Source organism: Geomonas sp., assembly GCF_056994735.1.
Map to the genome: position 1 here is coordinate 1 of NZ_JBXKJL010000137.1, position 19,649 is coordinate 19,649.

19 protein-coding genes are annotated in these 19,649 nt (G+C 59.8%); 7 read left to right on the forward strand and 12 right to left on the reverse strand.

The genetic code is table 11. The annotated features are described in order from the left end of the window. The 3 genes from AC11W3_RS06810 to AC11W3_RS06820 form a co-directional block, all read right to left on the reverse strand. The coding region (locus AC11W3_RS06810) for a sigma-54-dependent transcriptional regulator (protein ID WP_484092699.1) at positions 1 to 908 on the reverse strand (908 nt) is incomplete at its 3' end. A gap of 157 nt (positions 909 to 1,065) precedes the next feature. Beyond that, a complete protein-coding gene (locus AC11W3_RS06815) occupies positions 1,066 to 2,835 on the reverse strand; it encodes a cytochrome c3 family protein (RefSeq protein ID WP_484090012.1) in 1,770 nt (589 codons plus the stop codon). A gap of 129 nt (positions 2,836 to 2,964) precedes the next feature. Beyond that, entirely contained in the window at positions 2,965 to 3,198 is a 234-nt protein-coding gene (locus AC11W3_RS06820) for a hypothetical protein (RefSeq protein ID WP_484089987.1), read from the reverse strand. Positions 3,199 to 3,466: 268 nt separating this feature from the next. On the opposite strand from AC11W3_RS06820, the gene AC11W3_RS06825 reads away from it, so the two are divergent. Continuing rightward, positions 3,467 to 4,405 carry a multiheme cytochrome-associated LysR family transcriptional regulator gene (locus AC11W3_RS06825; protein WP_484092700.1) on the forward strand — a complete coding sequence of 313 codons (939 nt, stop codon included), beginning with the start codon at positions 3,467 to 3,469 and terminating at the stop codon, positions 4,403 to 4,405. A gap of 76 nt (positions 4,406 to 4,481) precedes the next feature. Here the strand turns inward: AC11W3_RS06825 and ruvA are convergent, their stop codons facing one another. The 3 genes from ruvA to AC11W3_RS06840 form a co-directional block, all read right to left on the reverse strand. Beyond that, positions 4,482 to 5,081 carry a Holliday junction branch migration protein RuvA gene (ruvA, locus tag AC11W3_RS06830; protein WP_484092701.1) on the reverse strand — a complete coding sequence of 200 codons (600 nt, stop codon included), beginning with the start codon at positions 5,079 to 5,081 and terminating at the stop codon, positions 4,482 to 4,484. A gap of 129 nt (positions 5,082 to 5,210) precedes the next feature. Then, positions 5,211 to 5,699, reverse strand: a complete 489-nt coding sequence (gene ruvC / locus AC11W3_RS06835; protein WP_484089990.1) for a crossover junction endodeoxyribonuclease RuvC — start codon at positions 5,697 to 5,699, stop codon at positions 5,211 to 5,213. 202 nt (positions 5,700 to 5,901) lie between these two features. Further along, positions 5,902 to 6,645, reverse strand: coding sequence for a YebC/PmpR family DNA-binding transcriptional regulator (locus AC11W3_RS06840; RefSeq protein ID WP_484089991.1), 744 nt, complete (start codon positions 6,643 to 6,645; stop codon positions 5,902 to 5,904). Between the two features lie 142 nt (positions 6,646 to 6,787). Between AC11W3_RS06840 and AC11W3_RS06845 the strand changes: the two genes are divergently transcribed. Both AC11W3_RS06845 and AC11W3_RS06850 read left to right on the forward strand, forming a co-directional pair. Continuing rightward, positions 6,788 to 7,159 carry a hypothetical protein gene (locus tag AC11W3_RS06845; protein ID WP_484089992.1) on the forward strand — a complete coding sequence of 124 codons (372 nt, stop codon included), beginning with the start codon at positions 6,788 to 6,790 and terminating at the stop codon, positions 7,157 to 7,159. Between the two features lie 124 nt (positions 7,160 to 7,283). Beyond that, a complete protein-coding gene (locus tag AC11W3_RS06850; RefSeq protein WP_484092702.1) occupies positions 7,284 to 8,270 on the forward strand; it encodes an NAD(P)H-quinone oxidoreductase in 987 nt (328 codons plus the stop codon). 309 nt (positions 8,271 to 8,579) lie between these two features. Here the strand turns inward: AC11W3_RS06850 and AC11W3_RS06855 are convergent, their stop codons facing one another. Beyond that, the gene (locus AC11W3_RS06855) at positions 8,580 to 10,214 is read right to left on the reverse strand and encodes an ABC-F family ATP-binding cassette domain-containing protein (protein ID WP_484089994.1); all 1,635 of its coding nucleotides are present in this window, start codon (positions 10,212 to 10,214) and stop codon (positions 8,580 to 8,582) included. Between the two features lie 247 nt (positions 10,215 to 10,461). Between AC11W3_RS06855 and AC11W3_RS06860 the strand changes: the two genes are divergently transcribed. Both AC11W3_RS06860 and AC11W3_RS06865 read left to right on the forward strand, forming a co-directional pair. Beyond that, positions 10,462 to 11,334 carry a methylenetetrahydrofolate reductase gene (locus tag AC11W3_RS06860; protein ID WP_484092703.1) on the forward strand — a complete coding sequence of 291 codons (873 nt, stop codon included), beginning with the start codon at positions 10,462 to 10,464 and terminating at the stop codon, positions 11,332 to 11,334. A gap of 55 nt (positions 11,335 to 11,389) precedes the next feature. Further along, positions 11,390 to 11,698: a hypothetical protein gene (locus tag AC11W3_RS06865; RefSeq protein ID WP_484092704.1), complete on the forward strand. Its 309-nt coding sequence runs from the start codon at positions 11,390 to 11,392 to the stop codon at positions 11,696 to 11,698. Positions 11,699 to 11,844: 146 nt separating this feature from the next. Here the strand turns inward: AC11W3_RS06865 and AC11W3_RS06870 are convergent, their stop codons facing one another. The 3 genes from AC11W3_RS06870 to AC11W3_RS06880 all read right to left on the reverse strand — a co-directional run bounded on the left by AC11W3_RS06870 (position 11,845) and on the right by AC11W3_RS06880 (position 15,863). Beyond that, positions 11,845 to 13,545: a methyl-accepting chemotaxis protein gene (locus tag AC11W3_RS06870; RefSeq protein WP_484089997.1), complete on the reverse strand. Its 1,701-nt coding sequence runs from the start codon at positions 13,543 to 13,545 to the stop codon at positions 11,845 to 11,847. Between the two features lie 192 nt (positions 13,546 to 13,737). Then, complete coding sequence (locus AC11W3_RS06875; RefSeq protein WP_484089998.1) at positions 13,738 to 14,409, reverse strand: response regulator; 672 nt, start codon at positions 14,407 to 14,409, stop codon at positions 13,738 to 13,740. Further along, on the reverse strand, positions 14,406 to 15,863 hold the full coding sequence (locus tag AC11W3_RS06880) for an ATP-binding protein (RefSeq protein ID WP_484092705.1): 1,458 nt from the start codon (positions 15,861 to 15,863) through the stop codon (positions 14,406 to 14,408). Before AC11W3_RS06880 ends, AC11W3_RS06875 begins: the two co-directional genes overlap by 4 nt. A gap of 242 nt (positions 15,864 to 16,105) precedes the next feature. Here AC11W3_RS06880 and AC11W3_RS06885 point away from each other — a divergent pair, with 242 nt between their 5' ends. Beyond that, positions 16,106 to 16,684, forward strand: a complete 579-nt coding sequence (locus AC11W3_RS06885; protein ID WP_484092706.1) for a hypothetical protein — start codon at positions 16,106 to 16,108, stop codon at positions 16,682 to 16,684. Between the two features lie 160 nt (positions 16,685 to 16,844). Continuing rightward, positions 16,845 to 18,215: a DEAD/DEAH box helicase gene (locus AC11W3_RS06890; protein WP_484090001.1), complete on the forward strand. Its 1,371-nt coding sequence runs from the start codon at positions 16,845 to 16,847 to the stop codon at positions 18,213 to 18,215. Positions 18,216 to 18,544: 329 nt separating this feature from the next. Here the strand turns inward: AC11W3_RS06890 and AC11W3_RS06895 are convergent, their stop codons facing one another. Together AC11W3_RS06895 and AC11W3_RS06900 are read right to left on the reverse strand one after the other, a co-directional pair. After that, positions 18,545 to 18,919 (reverse strand): desulfoferrodoxin, encoded by a 375-nt coding sequence (locus AC11W3_RS06895; RefSeq protein ID WP_484090002.1) that lies wholly within the window; start codon positions 18,917 to 18,919, stop codon positions 18,545 to 18,547. Between the two features lie 34 nt (positions 18,920 to 18,953). Beyond that, positions 18,954 to 19,649: DUF4350 domain-containing protein (locus tag AC11W3_RS06900; RefSeq protein WP_484092707.1), on the reverse strand; the 696-nt coding region annotated here is incomplete at its 5' end.

Consider the following 19,649-nt stretch of genomic DNA (forward strand, 5'->3'; position numbering starts at 1 on the left):
AAGAGATCGCCCCTGAACTTCCCGTTTCTCACCATTTCAGGGAGGTTCTGGTGGGTGGCCGATATGATGCGGACATCGGCGTCCACATCCTCGACCCCGCCCAGCCGCCGGAAGCGTTTGGCCTCGATGGCCTTGAGTACCTTGGCCTGCATGGGATAGGGCATGTCCCCGATCTCGTCGAGAAAGAGAGTCCCCCCATGGGCCATCTCGAAGACCCCCTTGTGCCTCCCGCCGGCGTCTGTGTAGGCCCCCTTCTCGTGTCCGAAAAGTTCGTTCTCCAGGAGGTTTTCGGGGATCGATGCGCAGTTGACCTCGATGAAGGGGGCGTTGGCGCGGGCGCTGTGGTAATGGATGGCCTGGGCCACCAGCTCCTTCCCTGTGCCGCTTTCGCCGGTTACGAGGACGGTCTTGACGTCCGCATCGGCGCAGACCCTGATCATCTTGAAGACCTCGATCATCCCCTGGCTATTGCCGATCAGCTTGGTGCGCTCCGACTTCTTGCGCAGATCCCTGCGAAAGAGGTCCGCCTCGGTCGTAAGGCGCCTCTTTTCGAAAGCCCGAGCCACCACCCGGCTGACAGCCTCCATGCTGAAAGGCTTGCCGAAATAGTCTTCCGCGCCGTCCTTCAGCGCCTGTACCGCCGAGTCGGCGTTGGCATAGGCGGTCATCATGATGACATGCACCTCGGGGTTGTGTGCTTTGAACCTCTTCAGCAGTTCGAGACCGTTTATGTCCGGGAGGGAGATGTCCAGCATGACCAGGGCCGGATTGAACTCCTTTAATATGCTAAGTCCTCCCTTTCCTGTGTCAGCGGTAGTGACTTGGTACCCGTCCTTCTTGAGCCACGACGCCAGGGACCAGGAGATCAGCTTCTCATCGTCGACGATCAAAATTCTCTTGTTACTCATTGCAATTTCCTTATTTTCCTGGGTGGATGTTGGCAAGGTGCGATACCCTGTCGGGGAAACGGATTAGGAGGGGAGGCGGGGAGGGAGGCGCACAAACTCCCCGTGCCGGCCCTTGGGAAAGGAGCCGGCACGGGGGCCTGACATCAGGCAGCGCCGGTTAGTGCGGTGCTATAAAGGCATAAATCATCATGCCCAGAAGGGCGATGCCGGTGAAGAGCGCCAGGAAGCCGAACCCCTTGAAGAAGAAGTCGTAGACCACCCCGCTCATCTTGTCGGCCTTGAAGCGTTCGGTTATCCCCTGCTCCTCGTACCGCTTCCACTGGTCTCCACGCTCCTCGATGAATTCGTGCTTGGAGAGCTGGCCGTTGAAGATTACGAAGTCCATGGGGAACTTCTCCGGACGGCCGTGGGTGTTGAAGAAGTGCACGGTGAATATGAAGCCGGTGGCGAGCAGTGCCTCGTCGGAGTGGATGATGGTGGCCACGTTGAAGGCCCATCCGGGGAGGAAGCTGCCGAAGAACTGCGGGAACCACAGCATCAGCCCGGACCCGCCGATGGCGAACATACCCCAGAAGACCGCGATGAAGTCGAACTTCTCCCAGTAAGTCCAGCGCTCGAAGGTCGGCTTGGGACCCTGGAAGGCGAACCACTTCACCATGCCAGCCACGTCCTTCAGGTCGCGCAGGTTCGGGCAGAGGGAGTCGGGGCCGAACAGGCGCTGCAGGAAGTTCCCGCGGATGTCCTTGCGGATAAAGAGGAAATGAATGCTCATCACCACCGCCGACATGAAATAGACGAAGGTGATGCCCGCGCAGCCCCTGTGGATCAACCCTGCATTGGTGCTGCCGCCATAGATGTACATCAGCATCTTGGCCCATTCCTGGTTGCTGAATTTGAGCGGCAGCCCAGTGAGGGCCAGACCGAGGAAGCTGGTGATGACCAGCAGATGCAGGAAGATGTGGCGCCTGCTGAAGCGGCGGTACTGTTTGTGTCCGTCGGCAACCGGATGCAGTTCGGCCCCGTTCTCCACGGCCGCCTGCTTCTCCCGGTTTTCCACGAAACCGCGGAACAGCCATAAAAGGGTGTGCAGCCAGAACACGGCGAAGGTCGAGACCAGCAGTCCGGTCATGGCCAGGAAAGTCCAGAAGAGGACAGGATATTTCTCGCGGTCGCCATGCTCGCCGTGGGGGTAGTACTTGGTGAAGAGCACGCTGGCCTTGTGGTGGCACTGCCCGCAGGTCTTGACCAGGTTGTCAGGGTTCACGCTGGAGGCCGCGTCCTTCGCCGGCAGAACGGCATGCGCGGTGTGACAATCGGCGCAGCCTGCCACCTTTTCCGGGTAACCGAGGCGGAAGTTCTTGCCGTGGTAGCTCTCCATGTAGGTCTGCACCGCCACCGTCAGCACGCCGTTGCGACGCATCATCTTCTCGTCGCCGTGGCACTTCAGGCAGACCTTGGTGTGGAACTCCCTGTTTTCGTGGGTGGCCCGGCTTCCCACCGGCTTGATCTCATGGAGATTGTGACAATCGTTGCAGGCGGCGGAGTCCTGGTTTCCGGCAGCGACGGCCTTGCCGTGTGCCGATTGCCGGTAGACCGACTCCTTGTCGTGGCACTGGATGCACTTGGCGACGACGCTGCGCTTGTCCTTTTTCCAGTAGGTGTGGGAATGAATGTCGGTGTGGCAGTCCGCGCATTGGATGTCATGCAGCATGTGGACGCTGGCGAAATGCTCTGCGGCTTCCTTCTTGTGGCAGCGCACGCATTTCACCTTTTCCACCTTGATCTCGCCCCGCATGTGCTTGGCCAGATCGACGATCTCCACATGGCAACTGGTGCAGGCGTTCTTGCCGTGGACGGAGGCGGCAAAGGTCGTGGCGTGGATCTTGTCGCTGTGGCATCCGAGACAGGTGGCCGGGTCGATGGCCATCCCCTGTGAGGCGTAAGACGGCAACGAAGAGCTGAATAATATAAAAACCAGTACTAATAATCTATATGGGGAGTGCACACTTCATCTCCTGTAGTAATTGAGCTCAAAACCTTCAACAGTGCGCCACAGTTACCTCTGCGCGCTCCCGGAATATTCCGGTTTCTTGACGAGCAGGTAGTATGTGAACGGTCCGACGCCTGGCAAAAAGAGCGCCACGGCAGACCACAGATACTTCCGTGATCCCTTCAGGGCCTGGTTGAGCGAGATCTCATACAGCGTGTAGTAGCTGGCAAAAAATGCGAACATGATGAACAGCATCCCCGTAGCCAGTGAAAGCCCAAATTTTACATTTTCCAATTCCATCTCATTCTCCCTTTAGTACCTGTCTTGGTTACCTCAGCGTTGCGATACCTCTCCTCTCCGTTTCTTGCCGCTCTATACCCCCTTTTCAGACTCCCATCCCTGAGCGGGATCTGTTGCTCCACTGCCGGTGGACCTGGCCCGACGGCCGACGTCCATCTTCTTGACTCTGTGCAACAAGTAGTATATAAATATATGGCTTTTTGAATGTAAAGTGAGTAATTCTCACGAAACTATGCTGTAAACGCATACGACAGGCGGGGTCGGGAATATGGACTCATTAAATTTGAAAACTTTATTAGAGGTGGTTGGGACGGGGAGCTTTTCCAAGGCCGCCGGCAAGCTCTTTGTCACCCAGTCGGCCGTTTCACGGAGGGTGAAATTTCTTGAGGAGGATTACGGCTGCGCGCTTCTGGATCGCTCCGGGGCGGTGATGAAACCTACCGAGGCGGGAAAGCTTGTGATCGCACAGGCGAGGAAGATCCTGGCGCTCGAGGAGGCGCTGGTGCGCCAACTGGAAGGGACAGCCGAGATCCCGCCCATCTCCTTCGCGTGTACGCGGCCTTTCGGGATAGTCAGGATGCCCGGGATTCTGAAGGGATACATGGAGAAGTACAACAGCCTGAAGGAGTTGAAGGTCTCCCTGGAGATGCCTCACAAGGCGCTGCAAGGGCTGCGGGAAAACCGGCTGGACTTGATAGTGATAGAGCACTGGGAGGGGATCGAGCTTTCGAGGTACAGGACCCTGTCTCTGCCGGGAGACGAGCTGGTTTTCGTGAGCTCACCCTCGCTACGGCTTTCCACCCCCTGGTTGGATGTGGACGAGTTGTTGAGCCAGCGGCTTTATCGGAGAAAGGAGGAGTGCTGCTCCTGGAAGTTCCTGACGCTGAACATGCGTGTCATGGGGCGCAACGTCTCGGAGTTCACCAGGACGGTGATCTATGACGACCTGCATGTCATCATCGAGTCGATCATGGAGGGGGACGGCATAGCCCTGATGTCGAGAGACCTGGTCCAGAAGTACCTTGAGGAGGGGACACTCTGTGAACATCGCGTCCATGGCTTCAACCACAGCCGAAAGAGGACCCTGATCCTCGCCGATTCGGCGATGCCTCATCCCCCCATGATCGATTTCATAGCTGCCATCTGCGGCTCTTTCGGTCTCGAACCTCCCGACGACGGTACATTCTTTCTTCCCGCCTCCCAGTGACACTCACCGCTGTCCTTTCCTCTCGACAACCGGCCCGTGAAGGCGCGGGCAGTGGCGGGCGCCGGAACTGGAGGGGTCACTTCATGAGAATCTTGAGGGCCTGCTTCAGGATGTTCTCCACCGTGGCGTCTTCGGCGATCTTTACCTCGCTCAAGGCTTTCTGTACCACGTTCTCCTTGTAGCCGAGGTTGATGAGGGCGGAGAGGACGTCTTCCCTGATCTCCTGCTTCGCGGCAACCGGTGCGGTGTTCGGCTGCGGCTGGGCCATGCCGAGCTTCTTCACCTTCTCCTTCAGCTCAAGGACCAGGCGCTCCGCGGTCTTCTTCCCTATGCCGGGGATGGCCGAGAGGCGGGCGAGGTTTCCTTCGACCAGTGAACCTGCCAGTTCGGAGGGCTCGCTGTTGGAGAGGATGCCGTTGGCGAGCTTGGGTCCGACTCCGGAGACGCCGATCAGTAGCTGGAATATCTCCTTCTCCTGCTGGGTCCTGAAGCCGTAGAGGTTGATGGCGTCTTCCTTGACGGAGGTGTGGATCTGCAGCGAGACCATCGCGCCTTCGGCGGGGAGGGCATAGTAGGTGGAGAAGGGGATCTGCACCCTGTAGCCGACGCCGTTCACGTCGAGGATGATGAAGTCGGGGGCCTTGTAGGCAATCTTTCCGGTGAGAAGAGCGATCATTGTAAAAACCCGTGAATGGTGAAAGGTGAATGGTGAATGGTAAAAACTAAAAACCTGTGAAAGGTGAAGGGTGAATGGTGAAGGGTAAAAACTAAAACCGCAAGTCTAAGGCTGCAAGACTAAGCCAGTTTATCCACGCAGCAGGGAGTTGATCGTGGAGGAGTGGGCGTGACAGATGGCTACGGCCAGGGCGTCGGAGGCATCTTCCTGGGCCACTTCCGGCAGGTTCAGGAGCGCCTTGATCATCTGCTGTACCTGGGCCTTCTCGGCCCGGCCGGTACCCACTACGGCCTGCTTCACCTGGAGGGCTGTGTACTCGTGTACCGGGAGCCCTACGCTCACTGCTGCCACGATGGCGGCTCCGCGTGCCTGACCTAGCTTCAGCGCGCTCTGGGCGTTCTTGGCCAGGAAGACGTTTTCCACGGCCACGGCTGTCGGCTTGTACTGCGCAATGATCGTGGAGAGGCCGCTGAAGATCTGCTCGAGGCGCTGAGGGAAGTCTTGTGCGCTTTTGGTGAAGATGGCGCCGTTGTCGATGTGGACCAGGCGGTTTCCCTGCTTGGAGATGAGACCGTAACCGGTGATCCGGGAGCCTGGATCGATTCCTAGAATAATCATTTGGGCGCGCCTTTAAACTCTTTGGTGGTGCTCATTCTCTGACACGCATGCGCAGTCACTGGCAGCACTGGCTGTCTACGTCGTCCTTATCCTTCATGCTGTTCACCCGTGTGAGGCTTCGGCTAAAGAAAACGCGGCAGGCGAAAAGGGTGAGGGATCACCTTTCACACTGCCGCGCTGTAAACCTCACTGTCCATCGGAACTACATCATCTTTTCCATCTCTTCTTCGGAGATGTCGAAGTTGGCGTAGACGTTCTGGACGTCGTCGTTGTCTTCCAGACGGTCCATAAGCTTCAGCATGCTCTCGGCCTGCTTCCCTTCCAGTTTCACCATGGTCTGCGGGATCATGGTCACCTCGGCCGATTCCGCCTTGAATCCGGCGGCTTCCAGGGCATTCCTGACCTCGGTGAAGGCGGAGGGCTCGGTCAGCACTTCGTACTGCTCGCCTTCATCGGTCACGTCGTCGGCACCGGCCTCGATGGCGGCTTCGAAGAGTTTGTCGAAATCGGTCGTGCTGGGGAAGACCAGGAGGCCTTTCTTGTCGAAGAGCCAGGAGACGCAACCGGCTTCGCCCATGTTGCCGTTGCACTTGCTGAAGGTGCTCCGTACGTCGGAGACGGTGCGGTTGCGGTTGTCGGTCATTACCTCGACCAGCACCGCGGTCCCGCCGGGGCCGTACCCTTCGTAGGTGGTCTCCTCGTAGGTGGTACCCTCCAGCCCGCCGACGCCTTTCTTGATGGCGCGCTCGACGTTGTCCTTGGGCATGTTCTCGGCTTTGGCCTTATCGATAGCCGTCCTCAGGCGCGGGTTCCCGTCCGGGTCTCCTCCGCCGAGTTTAGCGGCAACGGTGATTTCCTTGATCAGCTTGGTGAATACCTTGCCGCGCTTGGCATCAGCGGCGCCTTTTTTGTGCTTGATGGTGCTCCATTTATTATGGCCTGACATGGCTGCTTCCTTTCAATCATGTTTAGTGATGAAAACGTGGAATAGTATCACGGCCAAAAGAGTGTTGTAAAGTGGGAAAATGACATTAAACTGTAACGGAATTCCAGCATGTATGGGCAGTTAGCTTATGAGGAGCAGGAACATGGCTGGTGCTGCCGACATAATGAGGCGTCTCTTACTCCCCTGTCTCCTCGTATGCGCCGTCTCTCTCAGCAGCGGTTGTGCCAGTGTAACGGTCCACACGGAAGGGATACCGCCTATCCTGGCGCAGGATGAAATTCTGCGTCCCTACGAGAAGGTGGCCAACATCGAGGTACGCCGCAACCGCTATGGTTCCCCCGAAGACCTCACCCCCGACGACTACAGCTGGGCCTTCACCGCGCTCCGTCAGGAAGCCGCCAGGATAGGAGCCGACGCCGTCGTACTCCCCGAAGTGACCATCGAACGCCACACCTACCTCTTCTATCCCACCAGCCACATCCAGGCAAGGGGCGTGGCCATAAAGTTCCGCTGATTCTTCCCCCCTCATAAAAATTCCATTGATTAAAGGAGCACATTTTTGAGATAGTGTCTGGCGCTGTTTACGCTATAGGCAACCGTTGTTCTTTTAATTCGATCCAACCGGGAGGCGGAAAATTATGAAGGCTGTTTTGATTGATGGTTTCGGAGGAGTGGATGTTTTGAAGGTCGGGGAGACGCAGAAGCCCTCTCCGAAAGAGAACGAGGTTCTGGTGCGGGTGCATGCCACCTCCATCAATCGCCCCGACCTGGTGCAGAGGGAAGGAAAGTATCCGCCCCCTCCGGGCGATTCGGAAATCCTCGGGCTCGAGGTGGCCGGCGTGGTCGAGGAGCTCGGTCCGGGCGTCACCGGCTGGAAGGTCGGCGACCGCGTCATGTCGCTGGTAGGGGGCGGGGGGTACGCCGAGCATGCCGTGGCCTATGCCAATCACCTGATGCCGATCCCGGAGTCCATGAGCTTCGAGGAGGCCGCCTGCGTATGTGAGTCCTACATCACCGCCTTCCTCAACGTCTTCATCATCGGCGGGCTTAAGGACGGCAACACCGCGATCCTCCACGGCGGCGGCGGCGGCGTCAACACCGCTGCCATCCAACTCTGCAAGGCGCTGACGCCGAACGCCAAGCTGATCGTGACCGCTTCGCCGGAGAAGATGGACCGGGTGAAGGCCTTGGGCGCGGATCTGGTGATCAACTTCAAGGAGACGCCGGACTTCAGCGAGGCCGTGAAGGAATTCACCAACAAGAAAGGGGTCGACGTCATCCTTGACCACGTGGGGGCCAAGTACCTGGCGCCGAACATGAACTCGCTGGGCTACAAGGGGAGGCTGGTGATCATCGGGGTCATCTCGGGGATCAAGGCCGAGCTTAACCTGGCGCTCATGATGGTGAAGCGCCAGCAGATCATCGGCAGCGTGCTGAGATCGCGGCCTGTTTCGGAGAAGGGGGAGATCGTGGCGGAGTTCGTGCGTCGCGCCCTGCCCAAGTTCGCGGACAGGTCGGTGGTGCCGATCATCGAGAAGGTCTTCCCGATGGACGAGGTGGTAGAGGCGCACAGGATGATGGAACAGGACAAGCACTTCGGGAAGATCGTGCTGAAGACCGCCTAAAAAGAAGAAGAGCAATACCACAGAGGGGCACAGAGGTTCACAGAGGAAAAGCTAAATCCTTCCTTCGTGAGCTCCGTGCCCCTCTTGTATTTAAAAAGCCTTTCGCACCCTTCGACAAGCTCAGGGTGAACGGCGATGAGGAAATAGAGTAGACGGTGGGTTCCCGTTAGTGCTGGGATGGCCTAAGCATGTCCGTTGATTGCTTTACCGTTCGAGACCGTGACCGGCCGTTCGTGCTGAGCCTGTCGCGGCACGCATTTAGATGGATTTTAAAGCTTTCCTCTGTGTTTCCTCTGTGGTGAGCTTCTTTTACAGCCTCAGCTCCGCGTGGCCGTTGGACAGTGCCTCGCGGGCCGCGGTGACGTCGGCGTCTTCCAGGTAATCGTCGAAGTTCATGATCCGGTCGATGTACCCGTTCGGGGTGAGCTCTATGATCCTGTTGGCCACGGTCGAGACGAACTGGTGGTCGTGGGAGGCGAAGAATACCACCTCGCTGAAGGAGATGAGTCCGTTGTTCAGCGCGGTGATCGACTCGAGGTCGAGGTGGTTGGTCGGCTCGTCCAGGATCAGGGCGTTCGATCCGCTCAGCATCATCCTGGAGAGCATGCAGCGCACCCTCTCGCCGCCGGAGAGGACGCTGGTCTTCTTGGTGGCCTCGTCTCCGGAGAAGAGCATCCTTCCCAGGAAGCCGCGCGCGAAGCTCTCGCCTTCGGTGGGGGGGGAATACTGCCCCAGCCACTCGATCAGGTTCAGATCGCTCTGGAAGTACTCGTTGTTCTCTTTCGGGAAGTAGGCGTGGGTGATGGTGACACCCCAGCGGAAGGTCCCGGCATCGGGCTCGAGCTCGCCGGCCAGGATCTGGAAGAGGGTGGTCTTGGCGACCGAGTTCCCGCCGACGAAGGCGATCTTGTCGCCCTTTCTCACCATCAGGTCGAAATCCTTCAGAACCTGCACGCCGTCCACGCTCTTGCAAAGCCCCTTCACCTCGAGGATGATGTCGCCGCAGGGACGCTCCGGCTTGAAGACCACGTACGGGTACTTCCTCGATGACACCGGCATGTCCTCGATGGTCAGCTTCTCCAGGAGCCTCTTCCTGGAGGTCGCCTGCTTCGCCTTCGAGGCGTTGGAGCTGAAGCGCTGGATGAATTCCTTCAGCTCGTTGGCCTTGTCGGTGACCTTGCGGTTATCGTCCTGGCGCTGCTTGAGCTGCAGCTGGCTCGCCTGGTACCAGAAGTCGTAGTTGCCGACGTAGACCTGGATGCGGCTGAAATCGATGTCGGCGATGTGGGTGCAGACCTGGTTCAGGAAGTGACGGTCGTGGGAGACGACGATGACCGTGTTCTGGAAGCGGAAGAGAAAGTCCTCCAGCCAGGAGATGGATTTCAGGTCGAGGTGGTTGGTCGGCTCGTCCAAAAGGAGGACGTCGGGGTTCCCGAAGAGTGCCTGGGCCAGGAGAACGCGCACCTTGTCGCCGCCCTCCAGCTCCTTCATCAGCTTGCCGCGCATCTCCTCGGGGATGCCGAGGCCGTTCAGCAGCACCGCGGCCTCCGACTCCGCCTCGTAACCGTTCATCTCGGCAAACTCGGCTTCCAGTTCGGCGGAACGGATACCGTCCTCCTCGGAGAACTCGGGCTTGGAGTAGATCACCTCGCGCTCGGACATCACCTCGTAGAGCTTCTTGTGCCCCATGATCACGGTGTTGAAGACGGTGTGCTCGTCGTAGGCGAAGTGGTCCTGCTTGAGGACCGCGATCCTCCCCTTGCCGGCCGAGACCTCGCCCTTGTCGGCATCGATCTCCCCTGACAGGATCTTGAGGAAGGTCGATTTACCGGCCCCATTGGCGCCGATGAGGCCGTAGCAGTTGCCCGGCATGAACTTTATGTTGACGTCCTTGAAGAGCACCCTCTTGCCGTAGGCGAGGGTGATGTTTGATGCGCTGATCATTGCTGTTTCTGCTCCCTTGCTGAAAATGAAAAACCACAGGGTGTCCCTGTGGTTCATGAACGTTCAAGTTATAGCATTTTTGCCGATGTTGCGGCAACGCCTTTTTCTAACCCTGGGCCGCGGCGGCCGAGACGGCGAAGAACTCCCCCGGTGCCGATAAAAAAGTTTATTTTCCGATGGTATTATGGCAAGGTTGGATCCCTTGTGTAGAACGAGGTTCGCACGAATAAAACTTGTCGGAGAAGGCATGAGAATCATTGAGAAGATGGCGCAAGGGAAGCAGTTCATTTCCCTCGAGTTCTTCCCCCCTAAAGATAAATCGGAGTGGCCGGCATTTTTCAGGATCGCGGGGCGGCTGGCGCAGCTCGACCCGCTTTTCGCCTCCGTCACCTATGGCGCGGGTGGCAGCACCAAAGGCGACACGCTGGAGATCGTCACCCGGCTGAAAAACGGCTACGGGCTGGAAACCATGGCCCATCTCACCTGCATCGGGGCCTATCGGGGCGAAGTGCAGAGTTTTCTCGATGCCCTGGCGCAGGCGGAGATCCATAATGTCCTGGCCCTGCGGGGGGACCCTCCCAAAGATGCCTCCCCGGAGTTCTCGGCCTGCCGCACCCTGCTCCATGCCTCCGATCTGACTTCCTTCATCAAGGAAACCCACCCCTCCCTGGGGATCGGCGTGGCCGGTTATCCCGAGGTCCATCCGGAGGCAGTCGGGCCGGAAGAAGATCTGGCCTTCCTGAAACTGAAGGTAGACAACGGTGCCGACTTCGTGATCACCCAGCTCTTCTTCGAGAACAGCCGCTATTTCGACTTCGTGCGCAGGGCGCGCGCTGTAGGGATAGACAAGCCGATCATCCCAGGCATCCTCCCGGTGGTCAGTCTCAAGGTCATCCAGCGCATCATCTCCCTGTGCGGGGCAAAGCTCCCCGAAAGCTACCTGAAGGAGCTGGAAGAGGCGGATGCCCGCGGCGGCGCGGCTGCCGTGCAGCAGCTGGGCGTGGCATACGCCAGGCGCCAGGCCCGGGAACTCCTTGAAGGGGGAGCCCCCGGGGTGCACATCTACACCCTTAACCGTGACGAGGCCGTGCTGGAACTGGTCGACGGTCTCCTCCCCTAGCAATCGATCGACTGCCGCCCCGTCGGCACAGCCGGCTTCATTCAGGAGAGGGATCATGCACCTTGTCCAGATTCTGCTGCCGCTCTACGACAATGACGGAGAACCCTTTCCGCATGACCTCTATCTGCGGATCCGCGACGAGCTCTCCGAGCGCTTTGGCGGCATCACCACCTACATGCGCTCACCGGCGAGGGGCATCTGGAAGGAGACTCGGGAGACCACCGTCCACGACGACATCGTGATCTACGAGGTGATGACCGGTGGACTCGACCGTGACTGGTGGCGGGGTTACCGGGAGATGCTGACGGTGACCTTCCGGCAGGACCTGCTCATCGTAAGGGTGAGCGAGATAGATCTTTTGTAGAATAACTTAAGCAGTAGCGAAGGTTTCAGAAAGAGGCAGCAGCAAGAAGCCCCCTCCATGACAACGGGTAGGGGGCTTCTTGTTATCCTGCACCCGACTACTGTCGGGGCTGGTCCGGCTCATTCCACAAAGGCATCGGAGGTGATTCAGTACCTCATGAAGCCCTCGTCTTTGAAGTCCGTTTCGGTGTCGTTGAGATCGACGGAGAGTCCGGCCTGGGTTTTTCTTTTCTGAAGCTGTGCAGGAATGCCCCTCTTGCCCGCGGCTGCGCCCTGTGTCTGGGCGGGCCTGCCTGAAACAAGGTGTGCGGGCTTTCCGCCCGTGCCGGTGACTTTAAAGAAGGAGATGCTGGTTTGGAGCTGCTCCGCCTGGCTGGAGAGTTCCTCGGCGGTGGAGGACATCTCTTCCGCTGCCGCGGCGTTTTGCTGGATCACCTGGTCCAGCTGCTGCATCGCCTTGTTGATCTGTTCGGCACCGGTATCCTGCTCCCTGCTGGCGGCGGTGATCTCCTGGACCAGCTCCGCGGTCTTCTGGATATCGGGCACCATCTGGGTCAGCATCTCGCCCGCCTTCTCGGCCACCTGGACGCTGGTGGTGGAGAGCTCGGAGATCTCGGAGGCAGCCCGCTGGCTCCTCTCGGCCAGCTTTCTCACCTCGCTGGCCACCACCGCGAAGCCCTTGCCGTGCTCTCCCGCGCGTGCCGCCTCGATGGCGGCGTTGAGCGCCAGGAGGTTGGTCTGCCTCGCGATCTCCTCGATGATGTTGATCTTGCCGGCGATCTCCTTCATGGCCAGCACGGTCTGCGAGACCGCCTCGCCCCCTTCCTGGGCGCTGACCGCCGATTTGCCGGAGATCTTCTCGGTCTGCAGCGCGTTGTCGGCATTCTGCTTGATGTTGGCCGACATCTGCTCCATCGACGACGATGCCTCTTCCGCGGCGGCCGCCTGCTCGCTGGCCCCCTGCGCCATGGTGACGGAACTCGACGACATCTGCTCGCTGCCGGCCGCCACGTTTTCAGCGGCCGTGGTGACCTCGCCGACCACAGCCTGAAGTTTCATGACCATGGCCTTGAGAGCGGCATAGATGCCGGTCTCCTTCTTGCCGTTGTTGTCGAACTTCATGGTCAGATCGCCTTCGGCCACCCTTTCGGCGATACCGGCTATGAACCCGGGTTCTCCGCCCAGCTGGCGGGAGAGGGTCACGGTCATGATCATGCCGATGATCATCCCGAAACAGATGCTCCCGATGATGAGGATGATCATGAAGAGGCGGCTTTCCTCGTAGAGCGCCTGCGTCTGGGTATCGATCTTCTTGGCGTTGCTCTCCTTGACCTGGGTTGCCTCGTCGATCAGCTTGTTGATCTCGGCGATCTTGTCTTTGGCCGCTCCGTTCGACAGCTGCACGGAGGCTCGTTCCTTTTCAACTCCTTCCGCGAGGGCCGTCTCCATCACCTTCTTACCCAGGGGCTGGTACTCCTGCCACTCCCTGGTGACCTTCTCCATCAGCTCCTTTCCCTTTTCCGTATAGAAGAGGGGTTTTGCTTTTTCGAGCTCCTCGGTGGCTTTTTGCCTGGCTTCGTCATGGAGTGCCGCGAACTTCTGGCGCTCAGCGGTTGAAGACGACAGAAGCGCGTTCTTTTCCGCCCTCACCATGCGGAGGATGCTGATGCTCGTTTCCTTGATGTGGGCAACCGCAAGGAGTTCGCGCTCGTACATCTGGTCGGCTTTTTCGCTCATGACCGACATGTTCCTCACGCCGATGCCGCCGACCACCGCGGTGATGATGGACATCACCAGGAATGCTGAAAGAAGCCTCGTCCTGACCTTCAGATTGCTGAACCACTCCATCGATCGAACCTCCTACCCTCGTTATAATTGCTAGTTCTTGTCTTATCGACACCGGGGGGAGGGGGTGAAGACATAGTGGGAATTATATTTGTTTAAAATTGGGTGACTTTAAGAAGTTGCGCGAGGGGAAGCTGCGGTGGGGGCGATCCTGCCCTGGACGAAGAGCTGAGAGAGGGTGCCGGTTTTTCCAATCTAGGTGTTTTCGAATTTGTAGCCGACCCCGTAGATGGAGTGGATCAGCTCCTGGTCCGGCGCGGCCGCGGCGATCTTCTTGCGGAGCTTCTTGATGTGGCTGTCGATGGTCCGGTCGCTCACGATCCGCTGGTCGGAGTAGATCCTGTCCATCAACTGGGTGCGGGAGTAGATGCGACCGGCGTTCTGGTAGAGGAAGTGCAGCAGCTTGAACTCCACGGCGGTCAGGTCGAGGCTGTGACCGTTCAGCACCGCCAGGAGCCGGTCGGGGTCGAGGGACAGACCTCCGGAGGGCTGTACGTGCTGCTCCCCCGCCCGCCTGAGGACGGTCTTTACCCGCGCCACCACTTCCCTCGGGCTGAAGGGCTTGCAGATGTAGTCATCGGCCCCAAGCTCCAGGCCCAGCAGGCGGTCTATCTCCTCTATCCGCGCGGTGATCATGATGATGGGGACCTGGGAAAAGGCCCGGATCTCCTTGCAGATCTCCAGGCCGTCCCGTCCCGGCAGCATCAGGTCCAGGAGGATGAGATCCGGCATCCGCTCCCTCACCTGCGGGAGCACCTTGTTGCCATCCGAGACCCACAAAGGCTCGAATCCCGACTGCCTGAGGTAGTCCCCCAGCAGGCTGGCCAGTTTCTCTTCGTCCTCGACGATCAGTACATCGCGGTTCATACGCTCCTCCCGGTAAGCGGCAGCTCGATCCTGATCAGCACGCCGCCCTTTGGCGAGGGGTGGGCCGTGATGCTCCCCTCGTGTGCCTCGACGATGTTCTTGCAGATGGCAAGCCCGAGCCCGGCCCCTCCAAGGGCGCGGTTGCGCGAGCTCTCCACGCGGTAGAGCCGGTCGAAGAGCCTCTCGAGGTCCTCCCGGGGCACTCCCGGTGCGGTGTCTTCGAACTCGACGGTGGCGGTCTTGGCGCCATCGCGCAGACGGACCGAAACTTCCCCTCCGGCATCCGTGTACTTCAGCGCGTTCTCCATGATGTTGTCGAAGAGTTGCTGCAGTCGGCTGGCGTCGGCGAAAACCGGAAGTTCGGCCCCACTGCCGAGGTCGGTATCGAGCGCGATCCCCTTCTGGTCGAACTCCCCGCGGAAGGCTTCCACCTCCTGCTCCAGCATCTCTTGCAGGTCCAGCACCTCCTTGCGGTAGGAGAGGGCGCCGATGTCGTAGAGGGATATCTGGTACAGGTCTTCGACCAGTCGGGTCAGGTGCATCACCTCGGCATGCAGCGACCGCATCGACTCCTGGTTTGCCTGCCGCACACCGTCCTGTACGGCCTCTATCTCTCCCCGCAGGATGGAGAGCGGGGTGCGCAATTCGTGGGAGATGTCCGCGACCCAGCGGCGCCGGGCCTGCTCGTTTTTCTCCAGGGAGAGAGCCAGGGTGTTGAAGTCCCGCGCCAGTTGCCCGAGTTCGTCCTCGGGCCCGACCGTCGCCCGCGTCTCGAAATCCCCCGTCGCCAGGCGATGCATCGAGGCGGCGAGCCTCCTGATGGGCAGCACCAGCCGGTTGGCCAGCGGCAGGGAGATTGCCGCCGAGATCAGCAGCATCACCCCGGCCACGAGCGCCAGGGCCAGCTTCTGCTGCTTGACGAAGAGGAGCTGGTGCCGGTCGGTCAGGCGCTGCCTGGGGCGGATGCCGAGGTAGCCGACCACGCGACGGCCGTTCATGATGCGTCTGAAGTCGACCTGGCTCTTCAGCAACCCCGGCGGGCCGGCGATCTGGTGCTTGTCGGCATCGAGCAGGAAGACCCGCGTCTCGAAACGGTGCGCAAACCACGGCGGCATCCCCTGGCCGGTCATGGAGGTAAACCTGGGGGGGCGGGGGGGGGCGCCGCTCTCCGGGCGGAAGCCCCAATCCTGGTCTCCGTCCCGGGGCTGTGTGGTTGCCATCAGCCTCGACCAGGAATCCGGGTCCTCCTGCAGAAATCCCCAGCTGTCCCGCGCGGCATAGGACTGCTCCAGCACCTCGGCCAGCTTCACGAACCGCTCCCTTTCCATCGTGTTGATATAGGAGAGAAAGCCGTGCCCGATGCTCCACTGCATGATCAGGAACATGGCGATGACCACCGCTCCCGTAGCGGCGAGCATGGCCAGGAAAAGCTTGTATTTGATCTTTATCTTCATCGTTAACCGAATGCGTGAAAGGTGAAAGGTGAATGGTGAATAAAACCAAAAGCGTGAGACTGGCTTCACGTCCTTTTTAACATACCCTCTCACAAGACGCTACGGCATCCTGCGCCGCTGCCGCTAATTCCTCAATTCCTCCACAATTGATCCACATTTCGCTGTTAGCTTCGGAGCCGTAGGATGGAAAAAGTCCAAAGCGGGCGATGCATGGCGCGGCTCAGAGCCGGAAGGAGCATTTTATGAAAAAGGTATTTGTGGCAACAGTTCTTCTGGTCGTGGCGGCCGCGGCAACCGCCGAAGCCAGGGTCGATTTCAACATCAACTTCGACGTGCCGTTGGTGCCGCAGCCGGCAGTCGTTACCGCGTACCCGGCTCCGGCACCTCAAGTGGTCGTGGAGGAGCCGCCGCGCTTCATATACTCGCCGGATCTCGGCTCTTACGTCACCGTCGATAATCCCTACGACATGGTCTACAGGGACAACTGCTACTACGTCTACCGCGACGGCTACTGGTATGCCTCGAATTCCTACCGTGGACCTTGGGCCGTGGTGCAGCCGCGCAGGCTTCCCTATGAACTGCGCCACTACCGGTATGACCAGATACGCCACTACCGGGACCGCGAATACCGGGCCTACCTGCATGACCGTGAGCACTACCGGGGGGGCTGGTATCAGCCGGTGGTCGTCAGCGGAGCCAGGGGCGAGCGCTATGAGGATCGCAGGGGACATTGGGATAGAGACAGGGATCATCGGTCGGACAACGACAGGGACCGCCGGTGGGATTACGGCCGGGACCGTCGCGGGGAGGACCGGCGATAGACCCGCCACGGCTCAGGCGCTTGAGCCGGCCAAAAAAAGCGCCACCTTTTACCTCTTACATGCTATAGTGTGACTTTAATTAGTCACGGGACCCCATTGGCCTCATCGGCTCTTGGGGTTTTTTGTGGCAAAACAGACAAACAGTTAGATAGGAGTAAGAGTGGATTTCAAAGAGTTTAAGCTTCACCCCCAGGTTCAGTCCGGCGTGGAGGCTCTCGGGTATCAGACCCCGACCCCCATTCAGCAGCAGGCGATTCTCCCCGTGATGGACGGGCAGGACGTCATGGGGCTGGCCCAGACCGGAACCGGGAAAACAGCCGCCTTCGGGCTGCCGATGCTGCACCGCCTCATGGCTGGAGCGCGCGGTCACGTGCGGGCACTGGTCGTTGCCCCCACCCGCGAGCTTGCTGAACAGATCAACGATGCCCTGAACGCCATGGGCCAGTTCACCCGTTTAAGGAGCGTCTCCGTCTACGGCGGCGTCAACATAAACACCCAGACCAAAAAGCTGAAAGAAGGCGCGGAGATCGTGGTTGCCTGCCCCGGCCGGCTGCTCGATCACATCTCTCAAGGAACCGTGAACCTCTCCAAGGTGGAGATGCTGGTGCTCGATGAGGCCGACCAGATGTTCGACATGGGTTTCCTCCCCGATGTGCGGAGGATTCTGAAGGTGCTCCCGAGCGCCAGGCAGACCATGCTCTTTTCGGCCACCATGCCGGACGACATCAAGAAGCTCGCCCACGAGATCCTGCGCAGGCCGGTGACGGTTCAAGTGGACCGTACCGCCCCGGCAGCGACCGTGTCGCACGCCCTGTATCCTGTCGGCCAGCATCTGAAGACGCCGCTTCTCTTCGAACTGCTGAAGCAGACCGACACCGAGAGCGTGCTGATCTTCACCAAGACCAAGTACCGGGCGAAGAGGGTGGGGGAGCAGCTGGAGAAGAACGGCTACAAGGCGACCTCCCTTCAGGGGAACCTTTCCCAGAACAGAAGGCAGGCGGCCCTCGATGGTTTCCGGGACGGCAGCTTCCAGATCCTGGTGGCAACCGACATCGCAGCCCGCGGCATCGACGTTTCCCTCGTCTCCCATGTCATCAACTACGACGTTCCCGACACCCCCGAGGCCTATACGCACCGGATCGGCAGGACCGGCCGGGCCGCCAAGACCGGCGATGCCTTCACCATGGTCACCCAGGAAGACGAACTGATGGTGCGGCGGATCGAGACCACCATCGGTGGGAAGATCGACCGGCGGAGAGTGGAGGGGTTCGATTATACCGTGCCGGCTCCCAAAAAAGACGTGGAGTTCGCCAGGCCGCCGCGCGAACCGCAGCGCCGCAAGGAGGCGCCGAAGGCGGGAGCATCGCAAGGCCGCAACGACAACGCGGCGAAGCAGGGAGCTGCCCCGCGCAAGGAGGGCGCCCCGAAGCAGGGAGCGTCACCGCGTCGCAACACCGGTGGTGGAAGTCCCGCAGCCCCTGGCAAGAGTACCTCCCGTCCCGCCTTCGCAAACCGTCGTAGCGGCAGGTAGGATAGAGCATCCTGATCAAGAGGGCATGAACGAAAAAAGAGGGGACCGGTTGCAAGCCGGTCCCCTCCTTTTATTCTGGTCCATCACATCCCTGTTACACCTGGCTCCCAAGCCCCGGTTGGCAACCTCGCAGCGTCCCCAAGTTGAAGGACCCTGATGTCGAAGGAGCCCACCCCCTGCGAAGCCCCATGCGAAGGAGCCAACGTCCTCATGTCAAGGCGCCCTGCCGTCCCCCCCTTGTCAAAGGGGGGACAGGGGGGATTCGCCTTTCCGGGGAGAAGGGGGGGACGGTGCCCTAGCTACCTTTAGTGGCCCCGGACCCACCGCGACTACGCTTCCCAATGTCCATGCAGGGTGCAGAACTCGCGGGCAGTCACCTTGTCGGCGGTGACCGCGAAGGTGGCCTCCGGCGCATCGCCCGGCTTCAGCATGGCCCGGTAGACCTTGTTATCCGCGATCAGCTCGATCCATTCGATGTAATGCACCGTCTCCATCGGGTGGGGGACGCTTCCCACCTTGACGGTGATGGTACCGTCACCCTTCTCGATCACCGGTACGTGCTTCTCCTTGGAGGCGTCGACGGTGTTCGCCTCCTGCAAGGTCATCTCGGTCCCGCAGCAGACCAGTTCGCCTCCACCGACATGGAATAGCTCGACGATGTTGCCGCAGATTTCACATTTATAGATTTCCAGTGCCTGTGCCATTTTCTCTTCCCTCCTTGGTATTGAACGGTGATTGCTACTTGAGCCAGGTTGCCAGGTTCACAGCCAGCGCCCGATTGTTCTCGTCGAGAAATTTGTTCTGGAAGATGGCGTCATCCCCGAAGATGAGGAAGCCGCCTTTGCCGACATCGCCCGCGATGAGGACTCCGAAAGACGCCGTGGTCTCTTTCTTCTGGATATTGTCCTTGTAGAAGTCTATCCAGGCGTTGGGACTGGTGGAGGCTATGATCCGGGAGCTGCCGTCGCGATTGATCAGGCCCCATACGCCGTAAAGGCTGAAGGCTTGCAGACCCTGCAGCACCGGATGGCTCCCCAGTCGGTTGACACGGAAGTTCAGCGGAGCGTTGTCGATGACGTTCTCGTTTTCCCGTATCACTCCGTTGGTGTAGCTGATCTGCAGGCGATCGAGCAGGGTGGCCAGCGGCGGAGCGATGTGGAGCATGACCGCGACTTTGCCCCCCCTCTGCATGAAGCGGACGACCGCCTCGATCTCTTCGGGCTTCAAAGGAGTGAAGGCCCCCGAGAGCACCAGGGCATCGGCCTTGGCGAGGGTGGCATCGGCGATCGGTTCCTCCAGTGTGGCAACGTTGGAGCCGGAGGATCGCACGATCTCGGCCAGACCCGACAGCTGGAGAGGGCCGTCGCCCCCTATGGCAAAACGCTCTCCATGCCCGTTGTCGAAAAGGACCGTCTGGGCCAGGGCGCCCTGTGC